This window comes from Thermococcus aegaeus (genome assembly GCF_055393685.1).
The window spans coordinates 1,707,486-1,727,088 of sequence record NZ_AP042464.1; the positions used below are offsets into that span (position 1 = coordinate 1,707,486).

Below are 19,603 nucleotides of genomic sequence, written 5' to 3' on the forward strand. Positions count from 1 at the left end.
GAGCAAAACTTATAAGCATTTTTAGACTAGCCTAAACCAGAGGTGATAAAAATGACAATAAAAACTCCACCTAGTTTTAACGTGCCTGGATTGGGTGTTGATCCATTAACCCAAAGGATAAAAGAGAAAGAGAAGCAGTGGAAATACAAAGTGGCAGTTTTAAGTGGAAAAGGGGGCGTGGGAAAATCTACAGTTGCGGTAAACCTAGCGACAGCCCTTGCAAAGGAGGGCTATTTCGTGGGTATCTTAGATGCTGATGTTCATGGGCCAAACGTGGCAAAAATGCTTGGTGTTGAAAAGGCCGAGATTCTGGCAGAGAAGTTTGAAGATGGGCATTTTGAAATGATACCTCCAATGAATGACTTTTTGGGTCAAACAACTCCAATTAAGGTCATGAGCATGGGACTCATGGTTCCTGAAGATCAGCCAATAATATGGAGAGGCTCTCTCGTCACAAAGGCTATTAAACAGCTTCTTGGTGATGTAAAGTGGGGAAGCCTAGACTTCATGATAGTTGACTTTCCTCCAGGAACAGGAGACCAGATTTTAACAGTTACTCAGACAATCCAGCTCGATGCCGCTATAATAGTCACCACTCCTCAAGAGGTTGCCCTGCTTGATACTGGTAAAGCTGTGAACATGATGAAGCAGATGAACGTTCCCTACATAGCGGTCATTGAGAACATGAGCTATCTAATATGCCCCCATTGTGGAAACAAAATAGATCTCTTTGGAGAAGGTGGAGGGGAAAAGCTGGCAAAGAAGGAGGGGGTTGACTTTCTTGGAAAAGTTCCCATAGATTTGAAGGCTAGAGAAGCAAGCGACAACGGTATACCCATAGTCCTTTATGAAGACACCCCTGCGGCAAAAGCATTTATGGAAATAGCCAAAAAACTTGTTACAAAATTGGAAGAGCTAAAGAAAAAAGAGTAAAGCTTAAATCTCTTTTGAATTATTATCTATCGATGCGCGGCTGAGATCGGCATAGGCCGAAACCATGATGCCGCGCTGGACCTGGCTACATAATTTTGTTCGGTGGAGGAAATGAAGAAATTTTTAATCATGATGCTCCTCTTTATGCTTCCCCTTGCTTCTGCGTCTCAGTTAGAGTTCTATCCCAATGAAAATGCCTTTGAAGAGTTTTTATCTGATGGGAAGACATATTATGTGATCACCGGAGAGAGCGACTATTCTAAAGCATGGGGATGGTACGTTGATGAGAAGCTTTCTCGGTTTAAAGATAAGGGGGATGAAACTCTAGTTCTTGTTGGGAACGTGTACGACAACCCAGAGATGAAAAAGCTCTGGAATTTAACGGGATTACCTCCAGAGGCTTCCTTGAAACCATCTGTTATAGTTCTCAACAACCTCGTGTTCCTCACGGGAGATGAAAATAACATATATCTTATAGAAAAGGCATTTTCACAGCATTACAGATTCAGAAACAGAGAGGAATATACTCTCTTATTCGCAGGTATTCTCTTATCGCTTTTCTTTGCGTTTTTGTTCTCCAGGCATGGAACATATACCCACTTTTTCTACCTTCTAGTGATTTCTCTTTTTGCGCTCTGGATTTCAAACTCGATGCCCTTTACTATTGGCGAAGACTTCCTTAAGAATACTTTTCAAAGTGCCTTGTTGGGGAATAAAGACTCGCTTTTGTCTTTTGCTCTCAATTCTTACTTCCAAGTTTACTCTCCAACGGAGGAGGCCCTTCTTGTTCTTCATTTCTTTGTTCTCTTCTTTACAGCTACCCTAATATTTTTTACAGCTCCAAAGCCATATAGAGAGCTTGGTTTTCTGGTGTTTGGTCTTATGTTCTCGTCTCCCTCTTTCAGAAACTCTATTACAGAGCTTTCCACAAATCTCAGTGTGTTTCTCTTAGTCCTTGTTGCAGCGCTTACACTAAACACAAAATTCGCGGAAGACAGCCCTAAAGTAATCGGGCATGTCTTTCTCCTCTCACTTATCGTTGCGGCGAGTAGTCTCGTGTGGCCTTATCTGATTGTTTTCCCATTTTTCACGTTTTTTGTCTTTCCAACAAAGTCCATAAGAAACTCAATCTATGTGGGTCTGAGCATTACTTTCTTCATTTTGGGAATAAATGTCTTTTCAATTCCAAACATATCCTTGTCCTTTGATCCCAGCTCCCTCTTCACCTTCTTGAGGGAGGGGATTCTTCAACTGATCTTAATATCTTACTTGCTGTTTAACTTCAGAAGATCTGTGTTAAATATGAGAGGAGGAAAAGCCCTGTTCTTCTGGCTTCTAATCGTCTTTATTCCATTATTGGCTTACTCCCCTCAGCTCTTCCCAATGGTTCAGTACATATCAGCGGCTCTTGCGGTTAGAATGATATGTGAGCTTACTCCCCAAACTTAATTGCTCCAAATACCGCGGCTTTTAGGTATGGCCCTATTTCTTTAATAATCCCCGGGGCCTGTGTGTCTTTTTTAAGAACCAGAAGGGTTTCCATAAGTCCGAGCTCTTCAAGTCTCTTTACATCCCTCGAATGCCCGGTTTTTATTAATGCTTCTTCAACCTTTTCGCTTATTGTGCCAGCAATGAATATCTTATCATATCCATCGCTTATCCACTTCTCTATTTGCTTCAGCTGCCTTTCACTGAATTTTCCCTCCATCTCCCTGGTTCCAAATTCTACTTTTGTGATTTCTAATTCTACTGGCAAATAATCTACCCAGCCAAACTCCTTTATGAGTGCTCTAACTGGCTTGTCTCCGAAGATGGACTTGAGATAGTAAAGAGGGACCAAAACGTCCTTTGGGGTCGGCGAGAATATCCCAATGTCAACGTAGACTCCATAACCTACTTTTCCAAGGTCAATAAACCTTCCCCTGTATATCTCTCCTTCCTTTACGTTGCTTAGCTTATATGGGATCTCTCCGAATTCTTCTCTTATGAGATTTGCAGAAATCTCTTCGTCTTCTCCTTCTACAGTTATTTTGACCCATTGTTTTTGAGTGATCCCTATCTTCCACGAGACTTCCAAATCTCCTATAAGAGATTTAAGCTTTTTATTGAGCTTTTCAAAGCCACTTCTATCTCCATATATCTTCTCAAGAATAACAATCTCCATTCTATCATCCCCGCAGTTCACTAAACTTAAAATCACGCCTTTATTCCCAGTTCCTTTTCAAGCTTCTTAATTTTTTCTTGGAGTTCCTTGACTATTTCGCTATTGTCGTACTGCATAAGCATTTCACCGCATAGAGGGCATTTGAACTCATACTCCATTGCCTCGTCAAAAGTCAGCCTTGGATGACCGGGAGTTCCGCAGTGGTAGTAAACCTCTTTGGTCTCCTCCTCAAGCATTTCTTTTAATCTTTTGAGCTCCTGCATCTTTCTAGCTTTCATGATTTCTGGGAGTCTTTTCGTTTCGAGGCGCCAATAGTAGTAGTACCATCCTGTATCTTTATCCCTAACCCTTCTGAACTCTGCAAGCTGGTTGTCGTAGAGAGCGTATAAGATTTTTCGGACAGTGTTTACCCTAATCCCAGTCATTTCTGCAATCTCTTCATCAGTCGCCTCTTTTTTCTTTTCGAGAGCCTTGATTACCTCAATCGCTTCTTCTCCGCCTATCTCCTCTGCGAATTTCAGGAGTTCTTTGTTTTTTCTTCTGGCCATAAGTAAGACCTCCAAGTTTTTGGATTTTATCTTAAAAATTGATTTTGTGAAATACTGTACGGTTCTACTACTTATATATTTGGGCCCCGTAGTATATATAGGTTTTTGTCGAAAAAAGAAGCTTAATGTACAAAAAAGGACTTCAGCTATTCGCTAAAATACTCATCAACAAGTTCCTTTGCAGAGGGCTTATAGAGCTCAAGAATTTGAATATCTTCTATAACATTTCCCTCTCTAAGCTTCAGCTTAACTTTACCACCATAAACCTGAAGATCGAGAAGCCCGTATATTGCATCTTCAGCTTCTAGAGGGGTTTTAAACTTCATTATGTACTCGCCACTTTCATCTATGAGCTTCACCCAGTATTCGTTTTTCCTCTTAAAAGGTCGGGTAACTTTCGGCTTGAATTTCTCAATTATTATTTCCAACGAAGCCACCTCCATGATACAGTTGCCCTTTAAGCCTTTTGTAGTCTTTTTTATGGTTTATCTTTGTTACCATTTTTAAGCCTTTGCATATTAAAGACCACTATCTTTATGTATTCTGATCGGCATGAGTATCTTAGGGGAACAATTATGTATGCAGTTGAGGTCTTTGATTTAAAGAAGAGATACCCTAAAAAGATTCCGCTCCCATTGAGAAAGGTAGAATGGGTTGAGGCAGTTAAAGGCATCAGCTTTAAAGTTAAAAAGGGTGAACTTTTCGGCCTTCTTGGACCCAATGGAGCTGGAAAGACAACTACAATAAAAATGTTAACCACTTTGCTTGAGCCTACCGGAGGAGAGGCGAGAATCTTAGGATATGACATACGAAAGGATGCAAGAGAGATCAGAAAGAGGATAAACCTTGTGGCAGAAGGAGAAAGAACCCTGTACTGGCGCTTAAGTGCATACGAAAACCTGAAATATTTTGCTAGGATTTACTATGTTCCCAAGAGAGAGGAAAAAGAAAGAATTGAGGAACTCCTCAAGTTAGTGGGACTATGGGAAAGAAAAGATGATCTTGTCATGAACTACTCGAGAGGAATGAAGCAGAGGCTTGCTATAGCAAAGGCTCTAATAAACGATCCTGAAGTCTTGTTTTTGGATGAACCCACTCTGGGCTTGGACGTCCAGAGTTCTATATTCGTCCGGGAATTTATAAGGAAGCTTGTTGATGAGAAAGGTAAAACCGTTCTCCTAACCACCCACTATATGGTCGAGGCAGAACAGCTCTGCGATAGGATTGCCATAATAGACTATGGCAAGATTATAGCTCTTGATACCCCAGAGGGTCTTAAGAAGCTTGTTAAAGACGAAGATGCCGTGGAAATACGCCTTAAATGGGAGGGAACTTTTGATAGCTTACCTTGGAGGATAGCGGTTGTCGAGGAAGATGCTGAGAGGGGAATTATAACCCTAAGAGGTCAGGTGGATGAGGAAGAGCTTCCTAAGGTAGTGGAATGGCTTGTAAAGAAGGGGGCAAAGATAATAAGCGTAGAACAAAAAGAGCCAACTCTCGAGGATGTTTTTATAAAGCTCACTGGAAGGGGGCTGAGGGATTGATATTGCCTGCCATAATAGAGAAGGAATTTAGGATGTTTTTCAGGTATCCTTTAAGGGTTGTAAGCTCTATTCTCGTTGGCTTAGTTTTTCTTCTTCAGTTTGTCTTCTTTGGACAGGCAGTTCTTGGAGGGAGGTATTCACAGCTTTTGGCTTCTTCTACAGGGATGGGAGATTATCCAACGTACGCTTTGATTGGGTACGTTTTGTGGTGGGTTTCAGTTTCACCAATGGAAGCTTACGTTTGGGGTGTGAGAAGAGAGCTCCAGAGAGGAACTTTTGAAATGAACATTCTCTCTCCAGCTAGGATTTTAGAACTCCTCTCTGGGTTAGCCATTAGCTGGCTTTTAATGGACTCTGCTCTTATGGGGGTTGTCTTCGTAATTGGTGCTGTGATATTTGACATTCCCCTAACATTTACAATAATTCTGAAATCTATCCCAATTATTCTGGCATCGCTTTTCGCTTTTTTGGGATTTGGATTCATCTTTGCGGGGCTTGTGATGCTTCTAAAAAATATAGGTCCTTTTGCTCAGATATTTGAGTTTGCAATGCTCTTTTTCTCTGGCGTCTTCTTTCCCCTTAGTGTAATGCCCAAATGGCTGGTTGCTTTTTCAAAGGTGTTTCCCCTCACCCATGCTGCCTCCGCTGTTAGGGCGATTTTTGTTGGGAAAACTTACGCAGAAATACAAGGTGAAATAACTTGGCTTCTCCTTTTGATTCCACTCTACTGGATGGTTGGATATCTGCTTTTCAAATGGGCAGAAAAGATAACCCGGGTGATAGGATATGGAGGTTACTAGCGAGCTCAGAGCACTTTATGGTGTTGCAGTTAAGAGTTGGAGAATCTTTTTGAGCTACAGGCTATGGTTTATCAGCGATGTTATGTTGGGCTTCTTCTTTGTTGGTCAGGCTTTGCTAATAGGAATAGGCCTCACTGGGCAGAGAAATTCCCCCGCGCTTCAGCAGCTTACGGGATACTCGGACTACGTAACCTTTGCAGTTTTGGGATTTATGGTATTGGGCTTTGGATTAACTTTTCTCAGCGGCTTTGTGTGGAGCGTTGTCGATGAGCTCTATGCTGGCACTCTTGAGTATTCTTTCGCAGCGCCAATAAGGAGGCTAACGTTCTTTATGGGCAACGTCCTTACCAGAATCTTCCTGTCCCTAATCTACATGTCCATCTATGTTCCCCTTTTTGTGGTAATATTTGACATTCACTTTAACCTCTTCAACTTCATTAAAGCCCTTCCAGTATTGCTTGTGGGTACTGCAGGGATGATAGGTATGGGAATGGCTGCCGCTGGCATAGTTCTTTATTTAAAAGACCCGGGTCCTTTCATAACGATTCTTGAAATGCTGGTCTTTGCTTTAAGCGGAGCAATGTACCCGGTTTCAATCTTGCCTAAGGGATTGCAGATAATGGCAAAAATCCTTCCCTATGCCCCAACTAGTGAAGCTGTAAGAAAGGTTGTTGCCTATGGATACGAAAAATCTGTGGGGGAGATTTCCTATCTTATAATCCTTTCAGTGGTCTATGCTTTGTTAGGCTATTTAGGCTATAAGTGGAGCGAAAAGCAGGCAAGAACTGTTGGGCTGAAGAGTTATTAAAGAGGCAGTCCCAAGTTCAGTTCTTCTGCTATTTTTTTAATTTCCTTTAATGGAATTATCGCACTTCTGGCACCAACCTTCTGCACCGTCAGGTATGCTAGCAAAGTGCCGAGTTTTGCAGCGTCTTTCAGCTCCCATCCATTAAGAATCCCATAAATGAACCCGGCATCAAAGGCATCTCCAGCCCCTGTGGAGTCTACTACTTCGGCACTCAGCCCCCTAATCTCAAAAACCTTTCCTTTCTCATCTCTGACCATTGCTCCACCGCCGTTTAGAGTTACAATGACGTTTTTAGCTTTAACATCGTGGATTTTCTCTAGGCTTCCGTACTTTCGTTTGAACTCATCTTCGTTCATTAGCAGATATGTTATTTTGTCCTCTACAGATCCCGGTACCTCTGCTTCACCTATGTCCAGCGAAATGGAGATTCCGTTCTCGAAGGCGAAGTTAACGGTCTTTTCAATAAGTTCTTTTGGGTTTGATGACATGTGAATATGCTTGGCTTTTGAAAGGTACTCAAAATCAACATCTCTGTAGGCATTAGCGCCTAAATGCTTCACTATCCTTTTGTCCTCGCCTTTTATTAGGGAGATAGCTATTCCAGAGTGTTCATTAACGACTCTAATACCTCCCACATCCACGCCGATTTTCTTAAAGTAGTTTATATGTGCTTCTCCAATTTCATCATTACCAACCGCTCCGATGAATCCCACCTTAACTCCCATATGGGCTAACCAAGAAGCTGTGTTGCCCGCAGCGCCTCCCAGCCCAAAATGGGCTCTCTTAGCAATTACCTTCTCATGAAACTCGGGAAACCTCTCTACGAGGAGTGTTATATCATAGTTAAGGTTGCCTATTGCAATTACATCAAACATTCCCTCACCCCTAACATCTTCCCCATTTGACCGATTTATATTTTTCTCCTCCAAACGTCCTTTTGTATACATCTCGACCCAAGATAACGCTTTTATAGTCCTTAGTGTTAATTTAAACGATTATCTAAACCTTTAGATTGTGGGTGATATGCATGGAAGATAAATTAGAAAAAGCCCTTAATTGGGCTCTTGAAAACTTTAAAGCAGATTACATAGAGATCCGCTATGAAAACATCAGCAAGAACACCTTGGAGCTCAAGGATGGAACTTTTACAACTTTTGCCGGCAAGGGGCAAATGGGTATTGCCATTAGGGTTCTAGCAGATGGAGCGTGGGGGTTTTCTTCAACAAACAGGCTTGAAAACCTTGAAAAAGCTATAGAAAGTGCATACAAACTTGCAAAAGCAACAGCAAAAGCCAAAAAGGAGAAAATTCAACTTGCAGAGATAAAAGCTCATCAAGATGTGGTAAAAAGCAAGATGAAAATAAAACCTAGGGGGATCCCAATAGAGGAAAAGGTTGAGAGATTGATGGATTTGGAGGCTCTTCTTAAAGATGACAAAACTATAAGGTCAACGTGGCTTCGCTACGAAGACGCAAGCGGGGAAAAGATCCTCATAACAAACGAAGGCACAAAAATAAAATGGGATTTGAACTACGTATGGCAATACGTCTGGGCTACAGGGAAGGAGGGAGAAAAGCTTGCCGCTGCGAGAGACGAAGTTGGGGCTGTGGACTATGGTTGGGAACTCTTTAAGGAGAAGGAGCCAAACGAAGAAGTCGCCAAAAGAGTAATCAGGAAAGTTCATGCTCAATTAGAGGGCGTTGCACCAAAGCGGGGAGAGTTTCCGATAGTTGCTGGGCCAATAGTGGTAGGCATTATAGCCCACGAAGCCCTCGGACATCTTGCAGAGGCGGATTTGACGATAAACTCTCCGTTCAAGGAACTAATTGGCAAACAAATCGCACCAGAATATGTCACAATGAGCGAGCGCATAGTGGAAGGGGGTTTCGGAAACGATCGCTATGACGATGAGGGCGTTCCAGTCAAGGATATTCATATAATTGAAAACGGAATTTTGAAGGAGATAATGCTGAACAGGGAATACGCTCATAAGTGGAACATGGAGCCAAATGGTCATGCAAGAGCTGAGAACTACACGTATCCTCCGATAATAAGAATGCGCAACACAATCTTTGAACCGGGAGACTGGAAGTTCGAGGAGATGATAGAGGATGTTAAGTTTGGCTACTATGTGGTTGATTTCAGGGGAGGCCAAGCACAGCTTAACTCAGCCTTCCAGGTAGGAGTTCAGGAGGGGTATATGATAGAGAATGGTGAAATAACGAAGCCCATAAGAGACACATCAATAAGCGGAATTGCTATTGAGGCCTTGAAGAAAATAACCGCCGTGGGAAATGACTTTGGTCTCGAAATGGGAAGATGCGGAAAGGGACAGACTGCCTTTGTCAGCTCCGGCGGTCCGCATATGCGCTTTGATGGGGGAATAATAATAGGGTGATAAAGATGGAAGAGCTGATTCGTTTTGGGGAAAAATTCTTTGATGAGCTCGAGATCGCTATCTACAAGAACAGAGACGCAAGCGTTAACATTGAACTTAACGAGGTTTCTACTTCAGCTTTAAGGGAAAGGGTTGTTACCGTTGTTAGGGGCATTAAAGACAAAAAGCTCGGAGTGGCTATAGTTGACACCGGAGATAAAGGGAAAATCAAAGAAGCTATAGAAAGAGCATACAAAATGGCAAAGCTTAACAAACCTGATGAAAAGTGGGTTTCGTTCCCAGAGCCGGGGAAGTACAGAGAGCCAAGGAAAATTGATAGAGAACTCAAAGAGGTCTCTCCAGATTACTTTGTGGAACTTGCGAGAGAAGGTATAGAGCTTGCATTACAAGAGCAAGGAGTTGTAGTTGCAGGTGGTGGCGGTGGAGCAGAATGGGGAGAAAGCCTGATAATGAATTCTCACGGCGTTAACGTATCTCAGGAAGGCGGTGGAGCTTTCTTCTATGTTGAACTCGTCGGGATGAAAGAAGGGAGGGTAACCCCAGGAATTTTTGATTTCGATGCAAAGCTTTCCCTCAAGCTTGAGGTGGAAAACGTTGTTAAAAATGCCTTACAAAAAGTCAAGTGGGCGTTTAAAGCTGAAAAAAGCAGAACAGAGGAAGCAAAAGTAATACTGGAACCATGGGCAATTTCGAGCCTTTTATCCTATGCGCTCTTTCCAGCGTTCAGCGGGGAGAGACTTATCAAGGGCACAACGCCATTGGCTAATAAAATAGGCGAGAAGGTTTCAAATGAGCTCCTCACAATCTATGATGACCCACTACACGAGCTCAGCATAAACCCGATCATAGCGGACGATGAAGGAGTCCCAACAAGGAGAAATATGCTAGTAGAGAAAGGGGTCTTCAAAGGCTTTATCTGGGACAACTACTGGGCAAAGATCCGCGGAGTTGAGAGTACTGGAAATGGAAAGAGAAATCTGTCTACGGGAGGAATAAGCATAGGCCTCCACAACGTTGTAATCGAGAGCGGAGATAGAAGCCTTGAGGAAATTATAGGTGAGATAGAGCACGGCTATCTGGTAGATGGATTCCAAGGGGCTCATTCAAGCAACCCAGACAACGGGAACTTTGCCGTTGTAGCTAACCCCGCATTCCTAATCGAAAACGGAGAAGTGAAAGGCTCTACGGTGTTCATGGTGAGCGGCAACGTTTACGAGCTGCTGCCAAACCTCTATGCAGTAAGCAAGGAGCAAAAAGTATTGCCCTTCGGAGGAAGCATGGTAGTTCCAGCAATGGCCTTTGAGAACGTGAGGATAGCGGGAAAGTAGGATAATTTATCCATCCAAGTATTTTTAAAACATCTTTTTAATTTTCCCAACATGTATGAGCTGACCGAAGACTATAAGCTAAGAAAGATTACCAAATATGAACTTGACATGGTAGATGAGAGGGAAGATTTGCTCATAATCCCCCCATCTTCGAAAGCTGGCTCATGTGGTAATGATTGCGTTTTTTGCTACCTTATGCAAAATCCACCGCAGATGATATATCGAGTTTCTAAACATGACACCCTCAACGATCCGGAGCTTGAGAATAGAATAGCATATGCGAGAGAACACTATGATCTCTGGATAAGGGTCACCGACACGAGTGCAAACGTCCGCTTTGATGAGAGCAGAATTGAAAGCCTTTATGAGGCCGGACTTGATGAGATCCAGATTTCCCTTCACACAACCAAGAAGGATGTGAGGATTAAGCTTATGAAGAACAGAAACGCCGGAAAAGTTATTGACCTTTTACCAAAGGTTGTAGAGAACTTTAGAGTCATAGCGGACATAATCCTAACCCCGGGCTACAACGTCTCCGATATAGGGGAGATTTTGGATGACCTAGATCAAATCGGCGTTCACGAAGTTAGGCTCTTCCCAATTGGAGTCACAAAGTACTCAAGGACGAGAGGCTTGACAAGAGAGGAGCTCCTCTTTGTTAAGAACGTTGCCCTTGATAAGCAGAAGGAGCTTAGCTTAAAAATAGTCATTCCGCCGATATTCCAAGCTCTGCTTGGGGAGTTCAAAACCCCTCTGGAGCCCTTTGATATTGAACCCTCTCTACCAGCCTATATCCTTACCGGGGAGCTTGCTTATCCAGAGATTAGACGCCTCTTTCCAAAAATTAACGTGATCATGGTCAAAAATGAATTCTTTGGAGGGAACATAGGCACTGCTGGCTTATTAACGGCCTATGATATCCTTAGAGAAGTTGAAAAACTGCCAGAAGTGGATTTAGGAGTACTTTTTCTCCCAGAAGTCATGTTTTATGGAGATCTTACTTTGGATGGATGGAAGAGAGAAGAGCTCTTTAATAAAATTTTGGTGGAAAAGGGCTACATCGTCGAGACTGCCCTTGAACCCCAAGAGATTCTAAAAGTACTTGAGAGGTTATGAAACGTACTTGAACTCCGATTCCAGTATCGCCCATTCTTTATTTTCAAAGGCCCTTTTGTTTCCACATAAGATAACGTAGCACCTCTTTACTACAGCCTCGTCTTTAAGCCTTGATATGCTTGTGTAGAATTCCTCAAAATCTTTTGCTGCTATCCTAAGTGTCTCTAAGTTCTCTATCAAAATTACGGAATTTTCTTCGCTGGGAATGTCCTCCAGAGATTCCAGCAATTTTCTGGGTGTTATGCACCGCTGGCACGTTTTGGATGTTATCCAAAATGAGGGTATCTCTCTTTTTATCCATTTTTTGATTTCCTCTGGAGAGTCTCTTGAAAAAATAATCCCTTTGCGGCCGTTCAGGAGTTCTAAAAAGAGATATCGAGCTTTTATTTTGTCACTAAAAAGATAACCTGGGAGAGTAATGTCCCTTAGATCAATGCCCCCCTGTTTAATAGCTGTGAAGAGCTCGTAAGCTTTCTTAACCCTTTCGTAATGATCCTCTTCAAAGAGTGCCAGCTGTAGGGCTAAGGCTTTGACATCTTCATCTTCAGCTTTTTGAGCAAGCAGCTCGTAGGCTTTCTTTGCAAAGAGCTCGCTTTCCATACAGTAATTGAGGGCTTTTAGGTAATCATCTACCGTTTCAAATTTTGGGTAGAATGGAAGGACTTCAACAGGTGGAGCTTCCACTTTAACTGGCTCTTCATCAGGATAAAGCTTCTTAAAAAGGGTGTAAAGTCTGTTTTTGTGTTCTTCGCTCTCTTCACTCATCTGGATGAATAGAAGTTTGATACTTTCTCTTCTGGCTTTTTTAGAAAGCTCGGCATAGTACTTTGCTTCTTCCTCTTCGTTAAAAATAGCGTAGCTTAGAATCTCCTTTGGAGATTTATTCTCAAGCGAACTGACCACCTTCTCAAGGTATTCATCAAGAACAATCTCTCTATCCATTATTTTCCCTTTACAAAATTTGAACAACATCTTTAAAAACCTATTGGGAAAGTCACTAACGGCGAGGAAAAATAGGAAAGGTGAGAGAGCATGAAAAATCCATTTGAAAAGATGCCAACAATACTTCTGGCAGATGAAATCATTGACAAAGCTTTCAGGCGAGCTGAGAAAGCTGCTTCGGCTTTTAATCCGAGGGGAAGTGTGATTAGCAAGGCGAGACAGAGAGAAGAGCTTAGAATAAGAACCGTCTCAAACGTTATTAGGGACAACCTAAAGAAAGTCCTTGACAGGACTCCTGGGGTTTCAACGCTACCTCCTTTTTATCAGGAGCTTCTTGACACGCTGGTTGATAAGAGAACCTTCCATAAGGCTCTTGCTTCAATAAACTGGGCGATAAAGACCATAAGGACACTTGAAGAGAGATACGTAGAAAAGATTAGGTATTCCAGGGATCCAAAGGAGATTGCACAGCTGAGAAGGGAATTTTACGGCAGGGTTGCAAGCGTTATAAAGGACATAGCCGAAAACCTCGAATACCTAAACAAAGCTAGGGACGTTCTCAAAGATATGCCCGTAATTGACCTCAGCCTTCCTACTATAGTGATAGCCGGCCATCCAAACGTTGGAAAGTCCACACTGCTTAGAAAACTCACAAACGCCAAGCCTGAAGTGGCGAGTTATCCTTTCACGACGAAGGGTATAAACGTTGGGCAGTTCGAGGAGCACTGGATGAAGTATCAGGTTATAGACACTCCAGGTCTCTTGGACAGACCATTGAGCGAGAGAAATGAAATAGAGAAGCAGGCGATTTTAGCGTTAAAGCATCTCGGTAAGCTGATAATCTACATCTTTGATCCGAGTGAGTACTGTGGTTTCCCAATAGAGGAGCAAATGCACCTTTTTGAGGAAATCTACGAGGAATTTGGGGAGTTCCCGTTTATAGTGGTGCTCAACAAGATAGATATCGCAGATGAAGAAAAAATAAAGAAGGTGGAGGAGTTCCTTAGGAGTAGAGGAATCGAACCCCTAAGGATTTCTGCTGAAAAGGGAATTGGAATAGAAGAGCTAAAGGAAAGGGTAATAAAAATACTAAAACCGGAGATGGAAGCTATTGCCCACAGTATGGGCAAAATTGAAGGTGAATAGGCTTTAGGGCTCCACAGTGCTCGCACTTTTCTTTTAGTTTTGCTCCACAGTTAGGGCAGTAGAGATAATCATCCTTTACAGGAAAGCCGCAGTTGTAGCACTTGTTTTGGGCGATTCTCCTTTTATACACTCTTTCAGGCTTGAAGTATTCCTTTCTCAAGTAATAGAGTGCTAAAAGCGTTGCAAATGCTCCAAAGAGACTTAAGCCTATAAGCTGAATTGTACTCCATATTGCAGAGAGGAGGAGATAGATAAGCAACAGCGAAGAATACGCTATCAAAGATGAAGTGTAGATGTTTTTGTACCTCCGAAGGAGTAAAAGCGATGCTATGAAAATCGGAACGGCAAATAAAAGCTTTAAAATTAGAACTTTAAGCCTGTAGGCGTTGTAAGCTCTTCTATATTCCTCATTTGCCTTCTGCATGAGCTCTTGGATTTTTGAATTAAGCTCTTCCAGTTTTTCATGCGTTTGTTCGTATGCACTTTTTGCCCCAAGGTATTGGAAGTAGGCTCTCTCGTATTCTTCTTTGGCTTTTAGGTATTCTGTCTTTAGTTCCTCTGTTGCGTTCCCGCTCTCGAGTGCAACTCTATATTCTTCTCTTTTGAAGAGGTAAACTCTCTCAGCTTCGGTTAGGTTGCTCTCTGCCTTTTGATATACCTCAAATAGCTGTCTGTCAAGTTCCATTAAGCGGCTTTGGTTTTCGAGAAGAGCCTTTATCCCGTACTTCTCTTGATAATATTCATAATTTGGTCTTTGGGGAATGTTCTCAAGCTCTCTGAGAAAGTTTATGCTCGCCAGAAGAAGAAAAACGACAAATAAACTTGCGAGTATCTTTTCAATGCGCGAGTATTCCATTACTCACACCGGAATAAATAGGGGTTCAGAATATATAAAAGGTTCGCAGAAAAAGAGAAGAACTCATGCGTTTTCTTCCTTAATGAGAACTGCGTTTACAACACCATCTTGGCCTGGTCTTGAGGTAACGATTGCCTTTCCAATCTCTGTCTGGATTATTGCACCCTTTGTGATGATGTTTCTTCTTACGTACTGCCTGTTGGCTGGGTTCTCAACTACGCTGATTATCTTTACCTTCTTACCCTTTCCGTTTTCGAAAACGTTTGCATAGAGTGCCTTTACGAGCCTGACCTTTCTGTTGCCGCCGTATGTTCTGATTATCTTCCTCTCTTCTTTGTCTTCAACTACCCTTGTAAAGGCTGGTTCTCTTCCGAGTTCCCTCTTTCTCTTCTTTCTTGCGAGTATAATCCTTCCACCTGAAGGCTTTTTGAGTGATCTTCCCTGCCAGATAGCCATAACTCTCACCTCATGATGATCTTAACCCTATGGGCATTTTAGGGATTTGCTTATAAATCTTTTCCCTTTCCAAAATCCTTAAAACCATGACCCCTCTATCTCGCTTGGTGGTGGGAATGGGAGCTGTAAATGCCTTCGCCAGAACCATTGTAGTTATTACAAAAAATCCCAAGCTCTTGCTAATTCCGCTGATTATCTCAATCATCCTAAGTCCGATTTCTGCTTACCTTGTCAAGGAGATGCCGATGTTTGGAAGCTTTTCTGAATTTCAAGAAGGTGGCAATGAGAGCGTTATCTTTGAGGAGCATGGCGCGTTTTCTGAAGAGATGCTTGCCGAGTTTGCAAACTTTTTCAAGTTTTTACTGATTTTCATGGTTATCTCCCTTCTCCTCCAGGCGTTGAGTGAGTATGCCATGATAAAAGGGGCTTTAATGGCGGAGGAGGGGAGGGAATACTCCCTCGTTGATCTAATATACGAGGGAATAATGCACGTCTTTCAGGTGTTTTTGACGATTTTGATCGTTGGAATTATAAGCTTCGCAGTACTCTCAATCCCCCTCTTCGTCTTCGGAGTTTTGCTCTTCATCTCTGGAGGAAATCCGGCATTGGTCTTTCTCCTATTCTTAGTTGAAATCCCACTCGTTTTATTTGTGATAGGGGCAAGCTCGATGGCAGTGCCTATCTATGTTATGAGCAATTCCATCAGCGCCTCCTTAGCCTGTTTTTCACTGGCGTTTAGAAATAAACTCTCTTCCGTAACTTTTGGAGCGTTGCTTGCTGTATCGATCTTTTTCCTTTTAGCGGTTCCGGCATCTTTCATTGGTGTGCTGTTTTTTGGGAGAACCGACTTTATGGCGAATTTAATAGCCAACCTTTTACAAGCTCCATTCCAGGCGATAATTCAAGCTTTAGTAGCCATTGGGGGTTTGATGCTCTATCTTGAGCTTTCGGAGAAGGAAAAAGAAGAAAAACTATTGGAGTTTGAATTTTAGCCTTTCATTTCTTTTGCCGCTTTTACCAATCCTCTAAACACAGGTGCAGGTTTCATAGGTCTTGACTTAAACTCTGGATGGAACTGGGTCGCTATGAAATAGCGCTTATCCGGCAACTCAAGGATCTCCATCCTTCTTTCATCGTCTCCAGCTATGCCGCTGAAGACAAGACCGGCCTTTTCGAGCCGTTCGATGTACTCAGGGTTTACCTCCCAGCGGTGCCTGTGGCGTTCGTATATAAGCTCCTTACCGTAGAGCCTGTGGGCAAGGGTGCCTTCCTTTATCTTGATTGGATATGCCCCAAGCCTCATCGTGCCGCCGAGCTTGTCAAGCCCCCTCTGCTCCGGCATGAGGTCAACAACTGGATACGGCGTTTGTGGATTTATTTCGGTTGAATTTGCTCCTTCAAGACCGAGAACGTGTCTTGCAAACTCCACAACGGTTAGCTGGAATCCAAAGCAGATGCCAAGGAAGGGGATATCATTTTCTCTCGCATATTGGATGGCCATAATCTTGCCCTCGCTTCCCCTTGCACCAAATCCGCCGGGCACTATTATACCGTGAACCCCTTCAAGGAGCTTGAAGCCTTCTTTTTCTAAGTCCTCTGCCTCAATCCACCTTATCTTTACCTTAACATCATTGGCAACACTTGAATGCTTCAGTGCTTCCTTTATGCTGAGATATGAGTCGGCAAGCTTAACGTACTTCCCTACAATCGCTATCTCCACCTCATCTTTCAATCCCTTGTATTTCCTGACCATTTCTTCCCATGCCCTTAGCTCTGGCTCCCTCTCTTCTAGTCCAAGCCTTTTGGTTAAGTATTTGCCAAGCCCTTCCCTCTCAAGGAGGAGAGGAACTTCATAGGTGTCTTCAACGTCATAGGCACTTATTACCGCCTCTTCTGGCACGTTTGTGAAGAGACTTATCTTCTTTCTAGCCCCTTCTTCCAGAGGATCCTCGCTTCTAGCTATTATTGCATCAGGCTGAATTCCAAGGGAGCGCAACTCCTTAACGCTGTGTTGTGTAGGCTTTGTTTTTTGCTCTCCAACAACTTTAAGCTTTGGAACGTAGGTTACATGAACAAAAGCAACGTTTTCTCTCCCTTCTTCAAGCTGCATCTGACGGGCTGCCTCAAGGAAGGGCATGCTCTCTATGTCTCCAACTGTACCTCCTATTTCAACGACGACAACATCATACTCCTCGGCTATTCTCCTTATGCGTTCCTTAATCTCGTTGGTAATGTGGGGTATAACCTGCACGGTTGCGCCTAAATAGTCTCCTCTTCTCTCTTTTTCTATAACCGTGGAGTATACCTTTCCAGTTGTAATGTTGTGGTCAAATGTTAGGTTTGTGTCCAAAAAGCGCTCGTAGTTTCCAAGGTCGAGGTCAACCTCTCCTCCATCGTCGAGCACGAAGACCTCTCCATGTTGGTATGGACTCATTGTTCCGGCATCGTAGTTGATGTACGGGTCAATTTTGATGTTTGTAGTTCTGAATCCTCTAGATTTCATGAGCATGCCCAGTGAAGCGCTCGTTATTCCCTTTCCAAGTCCACTCACAACCCCACCGGTTACAAAGATGAACTTTGCCATGTCAAAACCTCCAAAAGTTATGTTGTCCTTTGCAGCAAGGAAGCTTAAAAGCTTTGTTTAGAAAAAGCTAAAAACGATAAACTCCAAATTATAAATCCCAGCGAAAAATGGAAAAAGGCTGTAAAACTCAAACGCCGTTGTTATCGTTTATCTCTATCCCCTCTTCTTCTTTTCCGTTATGGAGCTCTTTAATCTCAAAAACCTTTAGAGGCACTTTTTTCAGAGCTTTTCCAACAACAGCTTTGGCTATCCTCTCCGCGTGCTCAAGGCTTTGAGCATTGAACACCTTAAGCGTCAGGTAAATTCCAACCAAGCCCACATTTCCAATAACAAACGCGCTCTCAAATGGTGACCCACAAACAGGGCATTGTGAATAGCCGATTTCAACCCTCACAAAGTCGAGTTTTTCCTTGTTTAGTGCCTTTGCCACCTTTGATACGGCAACGTTTATCGCATCTTCGGCACTTTCAACGTCTCTCACTATTATTGGAGCTTCAAGGACGACTATATAATCTCCCATCTTCCTCACCCGAATGCAAATAGTCTGTCATCTTCACCTTTAAACACTCCAAGCCTTACTCCTGCGTCAATAAAGCCATGTGCGTAGTTCAAAGCGGCAAATGCTGTGACGTAGTCCCCTTTCTTGTAGTAGTATTCAGCGTCGCTATAGTAGCTTTTTGCCATGGTTAAAAAGTCTTGCGCTACAGAGAAGAGGAGGCTTTTTTCATGGACTGCTATCTCAAGCTTCTCAAGGGCTTTCCTTGTGATTTCAAAATACTTTTTAAGCTTCTCTTCGGTGATCTCTCGCTCCACCGGTCTCGCCTCTTTTGAGTATTTTGAAACCCTTATAAGTCTTAGCTTTTATACCTTTTTCGGTGGAGAGATGAGGGTAATTGATCTCTTTGCCGGTGCAGGGGGATTTAGTAGAGGGTTTAAAGAGGCGGGATTTGAAATAGTTGCCGCTGTAGAAAACTTTCCTCCAAAAGCAAAGAGTTATCAGGCTAATTTTCCTGAGGCAATGGTCTTTGTGGAGGATATTAAAAGACTCAACGCAGAGGGACTCAAGAGAGAAGTTGGAGAGGTTGAGGTACTTATAGGAGGTCCTCCCTGTGAACCCTTTACCGCAATAAACCTGAGGAGAAGAAAAGATCCACTCGACAGGCTTTACAGCGATCCTGTTGGAAGACTGGTTCTCCATTTTGTCAGATTTTTGAAGGCTTTTAAACCTGAGATTTTCGTTATGGAGGAAGTTCCTCAGATTATGGAAGGGCCTTTAAGAAAAGCCCTTCAGAAAGAGTTCAAAAAAGCAGGCTATGAGGTTTATTTTAACCTCTTAGACGCTTATGACTATGCCACTCCTCAGATAAGGAAGAGAGTGTTCATCTCCAACATTCCTTTGAATCCTCCAAAGGCTGAGAAAAAACTTACAGTTTGGGACGCGATAGGAGATCTACCAGATCCGAGAGTATCTGAAGGAGTCCCAAACCACGAGTACGTTCCAATTTCTGCAAAGAAAAGGAGAGCGATTTCAAAGCTCAGGTGGGGAGAGGCACTGCACTCTTTTGGAGGGAGATTCAAGAACTGGATAAGGCTTCACCCCCACAAGCCGGCTCCAACGGTTAGAGGAACAAGCAGATTTGTTCATCCCTTTGAGGACAGGCTTTTGACTGTCAGAGAGCATGCGAGGTTAATGGGCTACCCAGATTATCATATCTTTCTTGGAGGAAGAAACGTGCAGTATGATAGTGTTGGAGAATCCGTTCCACCGACGGTTGCGAGGGCTATAGCGGAAGTTATTAAAGAGAGGCTTAAGAAAAACCCATGAGCGAAAGATTTATATTTAAACTTTGACTTTAATGGTTTGGGCGGGCCCGTGGTCTAGCTGGTTATGACGCCACCCTTACGAGGTGGAGGTCCGGGGTTCGAATCCCCGCGGGCCCACCAGAAAACAAACTTTTGCTCGGCAGAAGTTTGATCAAA

21 protein-coding genes and 1 tRNA gene are annotated in these 19,603 nt (G+C 43.0%); 12 read left to right on the top strand and 10 right to left on the bottom strand.

What is annotated here, in order from left to right:
• Positions 1-51: 51 nt before the first annotated feature.
• Together ACZ5NL_RS09290 and ACZ5NL_RS09295 are read left to right on the top strand one after the other, a co-directional pair.
• Entirely contained in the window at positions 52-933 is an 882-nt protein-coding gene (locus ACZ5NL_RS09290; protein WP_464841999.1) for an Mrp/NBP35 family ATP-binding protein, read from the top strand.
• A gap of 111 nt (positions 934-1,044) precedes the next feature.
• Positions 1,045-2,382, top strand: a complete 1,338-nt coding sequence (locus ACZ5NL_RS09295; RefSeq protein WP_464842001.1) for a hypothetical protein — start codon at positions 1,045-1,047, stop codon at positions 2,380-2,382.
• Here ACZ5NL_RS09295 and ACZ5NL_RS09300 read toward each other — a convergent pair.
• The 3 genes from ACZ5NL_RS09300 to ACZ5NL_RS09310 form a co-directional block, all read right to left on the bottom strand.
• On the bottom strand, positions 2,366-3,097 hold the full coding sequence (locus tag ACZ5NL_RS09300; RefSeq protein ID WP_464842002.1) for a DUF2110 family protein: 732 nt from the start codon (positions 3,095-3,097) through the stop codon (positions 2,366-2,368). The genes ACZ5NL_RS09295 and ACZ5NL_RS09300 overlap by 17 nt on opposite strands.
• A gap of 32 nt (positions 3,098-3,129) precedes the next feature.
• Positions 3,130-3,645: a transcription factor E gene (gene tfe / locus ACZ5NL_RS09305; protein ID WP_464842004.1), complete on the bottom strand. Its 516-nt coding sequence runs from the start codon at positions 3,643-3,645 to the stop codon at positions 3,130-3,132.
• Positions 3,646-3,791: 146 nt separating this feature from the next.
• Positions 3,792-4,073 carry a hypothetical protein gene (locus tag ACZ5NL_RS09310; protein ID WP_464842005.1) on the bottom strand — a complete coding sequence of 94 codons (282 nt, stop codon included), beginning with the start codon at positions 4,071-4,073 and terminating at the stop codon, positions 3,792-3,794.
• Between the two features lie 147 nt (positions 4,074-4,220).
• On the opposite strand from ACZ5NL_RS09310, the gene ACZ5NL_RS09315 reads away from it, so the two are divergent.
• From ACZ5NL_RS09315 to ACZ5NL_RS09325, 3 genes are read left to right on the top strand one after another with little or no spacing between them, the layout of a single operon-like run.
• Positions 4,221-5,189: an ABC transporter ATP-binding protein gene (locus ACZ5NL_RS09315; RefSeq protein ID WP_464842007.1), complete on the top strand. Its 969-nt coding sequence runs from the start codon at positions 4,221-4,223 to the stop codon at positions 5,187-5,189.
• Positions 5,186-5,989 (top strand): ABC transporter permease, encoded by an 804-nt coding sequence (locus tag ACZ5NL_RS09320; RefSeq protein WP_464842009.1) that lies wholly within the window; start codon positions 5,186-5,188, stop codon positions 5,987-5,989. The genes ACZ5NL_RS09315 and ACZ5NL_RS09320 overlap by 4 nt, the downstream gene beginning before the upstream one ends.
• Entirely contained in the window at positions 5,976-6,797 is an 822-nt protein-coding gene (locus ACZ5NL_RS09325) for an ABC transporter permease (protein WP_464842011.1), read from the top strand. The genes ACZ5NL_RS09320 and ACZ5NL_RS09325 overlap by 14 nt, the downstream gene beginning before the upstream one ends.
• Here the strand turns inward: ACZ5NL_RS09325 and ACZ5NL_RS09330 are convergent.
• A complete protein-coding gene (locus tag ACZ5NL_RS09330) occupies positions 6,794-7,672 on the bottom strand; it encodes an ADP-dependent ribose-1-phosphate kinase (RefSeq protein ID WP_464842013.1) in 879 nt (292 codons plus the stop codon). The two genes, ACZ5NL_RS09325 and ACZ5NL_RS09330, sit on opposite strands and share 4 nt — an antisense overlap.
• Before the next feature lie 152 nt (positions 7,673-7,824).
• On the opposite strand from ACZ5NL_RS09330, the gene ACZ5NL_RS09335 reads away from it, so the two are divergent.
• Genes ACZ5NL_RS09335 through ACZ5NL_RS09345 form a run of 3 tightly spaced genes read left to right on the top strand, consistent with a single transcriptional unit; the run spans position 7,825 to position 11,639 of the window.
• Entirely contained in the window at positions 7,825-9,195 is a 1,371-nt protein-coding gene (locus ACZ5NL_RS09335; RefSeq protein WP_464842014.1) for a metallopeptidase TldD-related protein, read from the top strand.
• Positions 9,196-9,200: 5 nt separating this feature from the next.
• Positions 9,201-10,523 carry a TldD/PmbA family protein gene (locus ACZ5NL_RS09340; protein WP_464842016.1) on the top strand — a complete coding sequence of 441 codons (1,323 nt, stop codon included), beginning with the start codon at positions 9,201-9,203 and terminating at the stop codon, positions 10,521-10,523.
• A gap of 51 nt (positions 10,524-10,574) precedes the next feature.
• Positions 10,575-11,639, top strand: a complete 1,065-nt coding sequence (locus ACZ5NL_RS09345; protein ID WP_464842017.1) for a DUF512 domain-containing protein — start codon at positions 10,575-10,577, stop codon at positions 11,637-11,639.
• On the opposite strand, the gene ACZ5NL_RS09350 is transcribed toward ACZ5NL_RS09345, so the two are convergent.
• Positions 11,634-12,581 carry a DUF835 domain-containing protein gene (locus ACZ5NL_RS09350; protein ID WP_464842019.1) on the bottom strand — a complete coding sequence of 316 codons (948 nt, stop codon included), beginning with the start codon at positions 12,579-12,581 and terminating at the stop codon, positions 11,634-11,636. The two genes, ACZ5NL_RS09345 and ACZ5NL_RS09350, sit on opposite strands and share 6 nt — an antisense overlap.
• A gap of 90 nt (positions 12,582-12,671) precedes the next feature.
• Between ACZ5NL_RS09350 and ACZ5NL_RS09355 the strand changes: the two genes are divergently transcribed.
• Positions 12,672-13,727, top strand: coding sequence for an NOG1 family protein (locus ACZ5NL_RS09355; protein WP_464842021.1), 1,056 nt, complete (start codon positions 12,672-12,674; stop codon positions 13,725-13,727).
• Here the strand turns inward: ACZ5NL_RS09355 and ACZ5NL_RS09360 are convergent.
• Positions 13,690-14,583 (bottom strand): zinc ribbon domain-containing protein, encoded by an 894-nt coding sequence (locus ACZ5NL_RS09360; RefSeq protein WP_464842023.1) that lies wholly within the window; start codon positions 14,581-14,583, stop codon positions 13,690-13,692. The genes ACZ5NL_RS09355 and ACZ5NL_RS09360 overlap by 38 nt on opposite strands.
• 63 nt (positions 14,584-14,646) lie before the next feature.
• A complete protein-coding gene (locus tag ACZ5NL_RS09365) occupies positions 14,647-15,039 on the bottom strand; it encodes a 30S ribosomal protein S8e (RefSeq protein WP_004067041.1) in 393 nt (130 codons plus the stop codon).
• Between the two features lie 107 nt (positions 15,040-15,146).
• Here ACZ5NL_RS09365 and ACZ5NL_RS09370 point away from each other — a divergent pair, with 107 nt between their 5' ends.
• A complete protein-coding gene (locus tag ACZ5NL_RS09370; RefSeq protein WP_464842025.1) occupies positions 15,147-16,031 on the top strand; it encodes a hypothetical protein in 885 nt (294 codons plus the stop codon).
• On the opposite strand, the gene pyrG is transcribed toward ACZ5NL_RS09370, so the two are convergent.
• From pyrG to ACZ5NL_RS09385, 3 genes are all read right to left on the bottom strand, one after another.
• Positions 16,028-17,623: a glutamine hydrolyzing CTP synthase gene (gene pyrG, locus ACZ5NL_RS09375; protein WP_464842027.1), complete on the bottom strand. Its 1,596-nt coding sequence runs from the start codon at positions 17,621-17,623 to the stop codon at positions 16,028-16,030. The two genes, ACZ5NL_RS09370 and pyrG, sit on opposite strands and share 4 nt — an antisense overlap.
• 127 nt (positions 17,624-17,750) lie before the next feature.
• The gene (locus tag ACZ5NL_RS09380; RefSeq protein WP_004066880.1) at positions 17,751-18,143 is read right to left on the bottom strand and encodes a DUF555 domain-containing protein; all 393 of its coding nucleotides are present in this window, start codon (positions 18,141-18,143) and stop codon (positions 17,751-17,753) included.
• Between the two features lie 5 nt (positions 18,144-18,148).
• Positions 18,149-18,436 carry a DUF357 domain-containing protein gene (locus ACZ5NL_RS09385; RefSeq protein ID WP_253305325.1) on the bottom strand — a complete coding sequence of 96 codons (288 nt, stop codon included), beginning with the start codon at positions 18,434-18,436 and terminating at the stop codon, positions 18,149-18,151.
• 70 nt (positions 18,437-18,506) lie between these two features.
• On the opposite strand from ACZ5NL_RS09385, the gene ACZ5NL_RS09390 reads away from it, so the two are divergent.
• Both ACZ5NL_RS09390 and ACZ5NL_RS09395 read left to right on the top strand, forming a co-directional pair.
• Positions 18,507-19,448, top strand: a complete 942-nt coding sequence (locus ACZ5NL_RS09390) for a DNA cytosine methyltransferase (RefSeq protein WP_464842029.1) — start codon at positions 18,507-18,509, stop codon at positions 19,446-19,448.
• Positions 19,449-19,490: 42 nt separating this feature from the next.
• Positions 19,491-19,567 (top strand) — tRNA-Val (locus tag ACZ5NL_RS09395).
• Positions 19,568-19,603 lie beyond the last annotated feature (36 nt).

What these genes read in the sequence shown, in the direction of transcription:
- ACZ5NL_RS09290 (WP_464841999.1), top strand. Translation starts at nt 52, where the DNA reads ATGACAATAAAAACTCCACCTAGTTTTAACGTGCCTGGATTGGGTGTT.
- ACZ5NL_RS09295 (WP_464842001.1), top strand. Translation starts at nt 1,045, where the DNA reads ATGAAGAAATTTTTAATCATGATGCTCCTCTTTATGCTTCCCCTTGCT.
- ACZ5NL_RS09300 (WP_464842002.1), bottom strand. Translation starts at nt 3,097, where the DNA reads ATGGAGATTGTTATTCTTGAGAAGATATATGGAGATAGAAGTGGCTTT.
- tfe (WP_464842004.1), bottom strand. Translation starts at nt 3,645, where the DNA reads ATGGCCAGAAGAAAAAACAAAGAACTCCTGAAATTCGCAGAGGAGATA.
- ACZ5NL_RS09315 (WP_464842007.1), top strand. Translation starts at nt 4,221, where the DNA reads ATGTATGCAGTTGAGGTCTTTGATTTAAAGAAGAGATACCCTAAAAAG.
- ACZ5NL_RS09325 (WP_464842011.1), top strand. Translation starts at nt 5,976, where the DNA reads ATGGAGGTTACTAGCGAGCTCAGAGCACTTTATGGTGTTGCAGTTAAG.
- ACZ5NL_RS09330 (WP_464842013.1), bottom strand. Translation starts at nt 7,672, where the DNA reads ATGTTTGATGTAATTGCAATAGGCAACCTTAACTATGATATAACACTC.
- ACZ5NL_RS09335 (WP_464842014.1), top strand. Translation starts at nt 7,825, where the DNA reads ATGGAAGATAAATTAGAAAAAGCCCTTAATTGGGCTCTTGAAAACTTT.
- ACZ5NL_RS09340 (WP_464842016.1), top strand. Translation starts at nt 9,201, where the DNA reads ATGGAAGAGCTGATTCGTTTTGGGGAAAAATTCTTTGATGAGCTCGAG.
- ACZ5NL_RS09345 (WP_464842017.1), top strand. Translation starts at nt 10,575, where the DNA reads ATGTATGAGCTGACCGAAGACTATAAGCTAAGAAAGATTACCAAATAT.
- ACZ5NL_RS09350 (WP_464842019.1), bottom strand. Translation starts at nt 12,581, where the DNA reads ATGGATAGAGAGATTGTTCTTGATGAATACCTTGAGAAGGTGGTCAGT.
- ACZ5NL_RS09355 (WP_464842021.1), top strand. Translation starts at nt 12,672, where the DNA reads ATGAAAAATCCATTTGAAAAGATGCCAACAATACTTCTGGCAGATGAA.
- ACZ5NL_RS09360 (WP_464842023.1), bottom strand. Translation starts at nt 14,583, where the DNA reads ATGGAATACTCGCGCATTGAAAAGATACTCGCAAGTTTATTTGTCGTT.
- ACZ5NL_RS09365 (WP_004067041.1), bottom strand. Translation starts at nt 15,039, where the DNA reads ATGGCTATCTGGCAGGGAAGATCACTCAAAAAGCCTTCAGGTGGAAGG.
- pyrG (WP_464842027.1), bottom strand. Translation starts at nt 17,623, where the DNA reads ATGGCAAAGTTCATCTTTGTAACCGGTGGGGTTGTGAGTGGACTTGGA.
- ACZ5NL_RS09380 (WP_004066880.1), bottom strand. Translation starts at nt 18,143, where the DNA reads ATGGGAGATTATATAGTCGTCCTTGAAGCTCCAATAATAGTGAGAGAC.
- ACZ5NL_RS09390 (WP_464842029.1), top strand. Translation starts at nt 18,507, where the DNA reads ATGAGGGTAATTGATCTCTTTGCCGGTGCAGGGGGATTTAGTAGAGGG.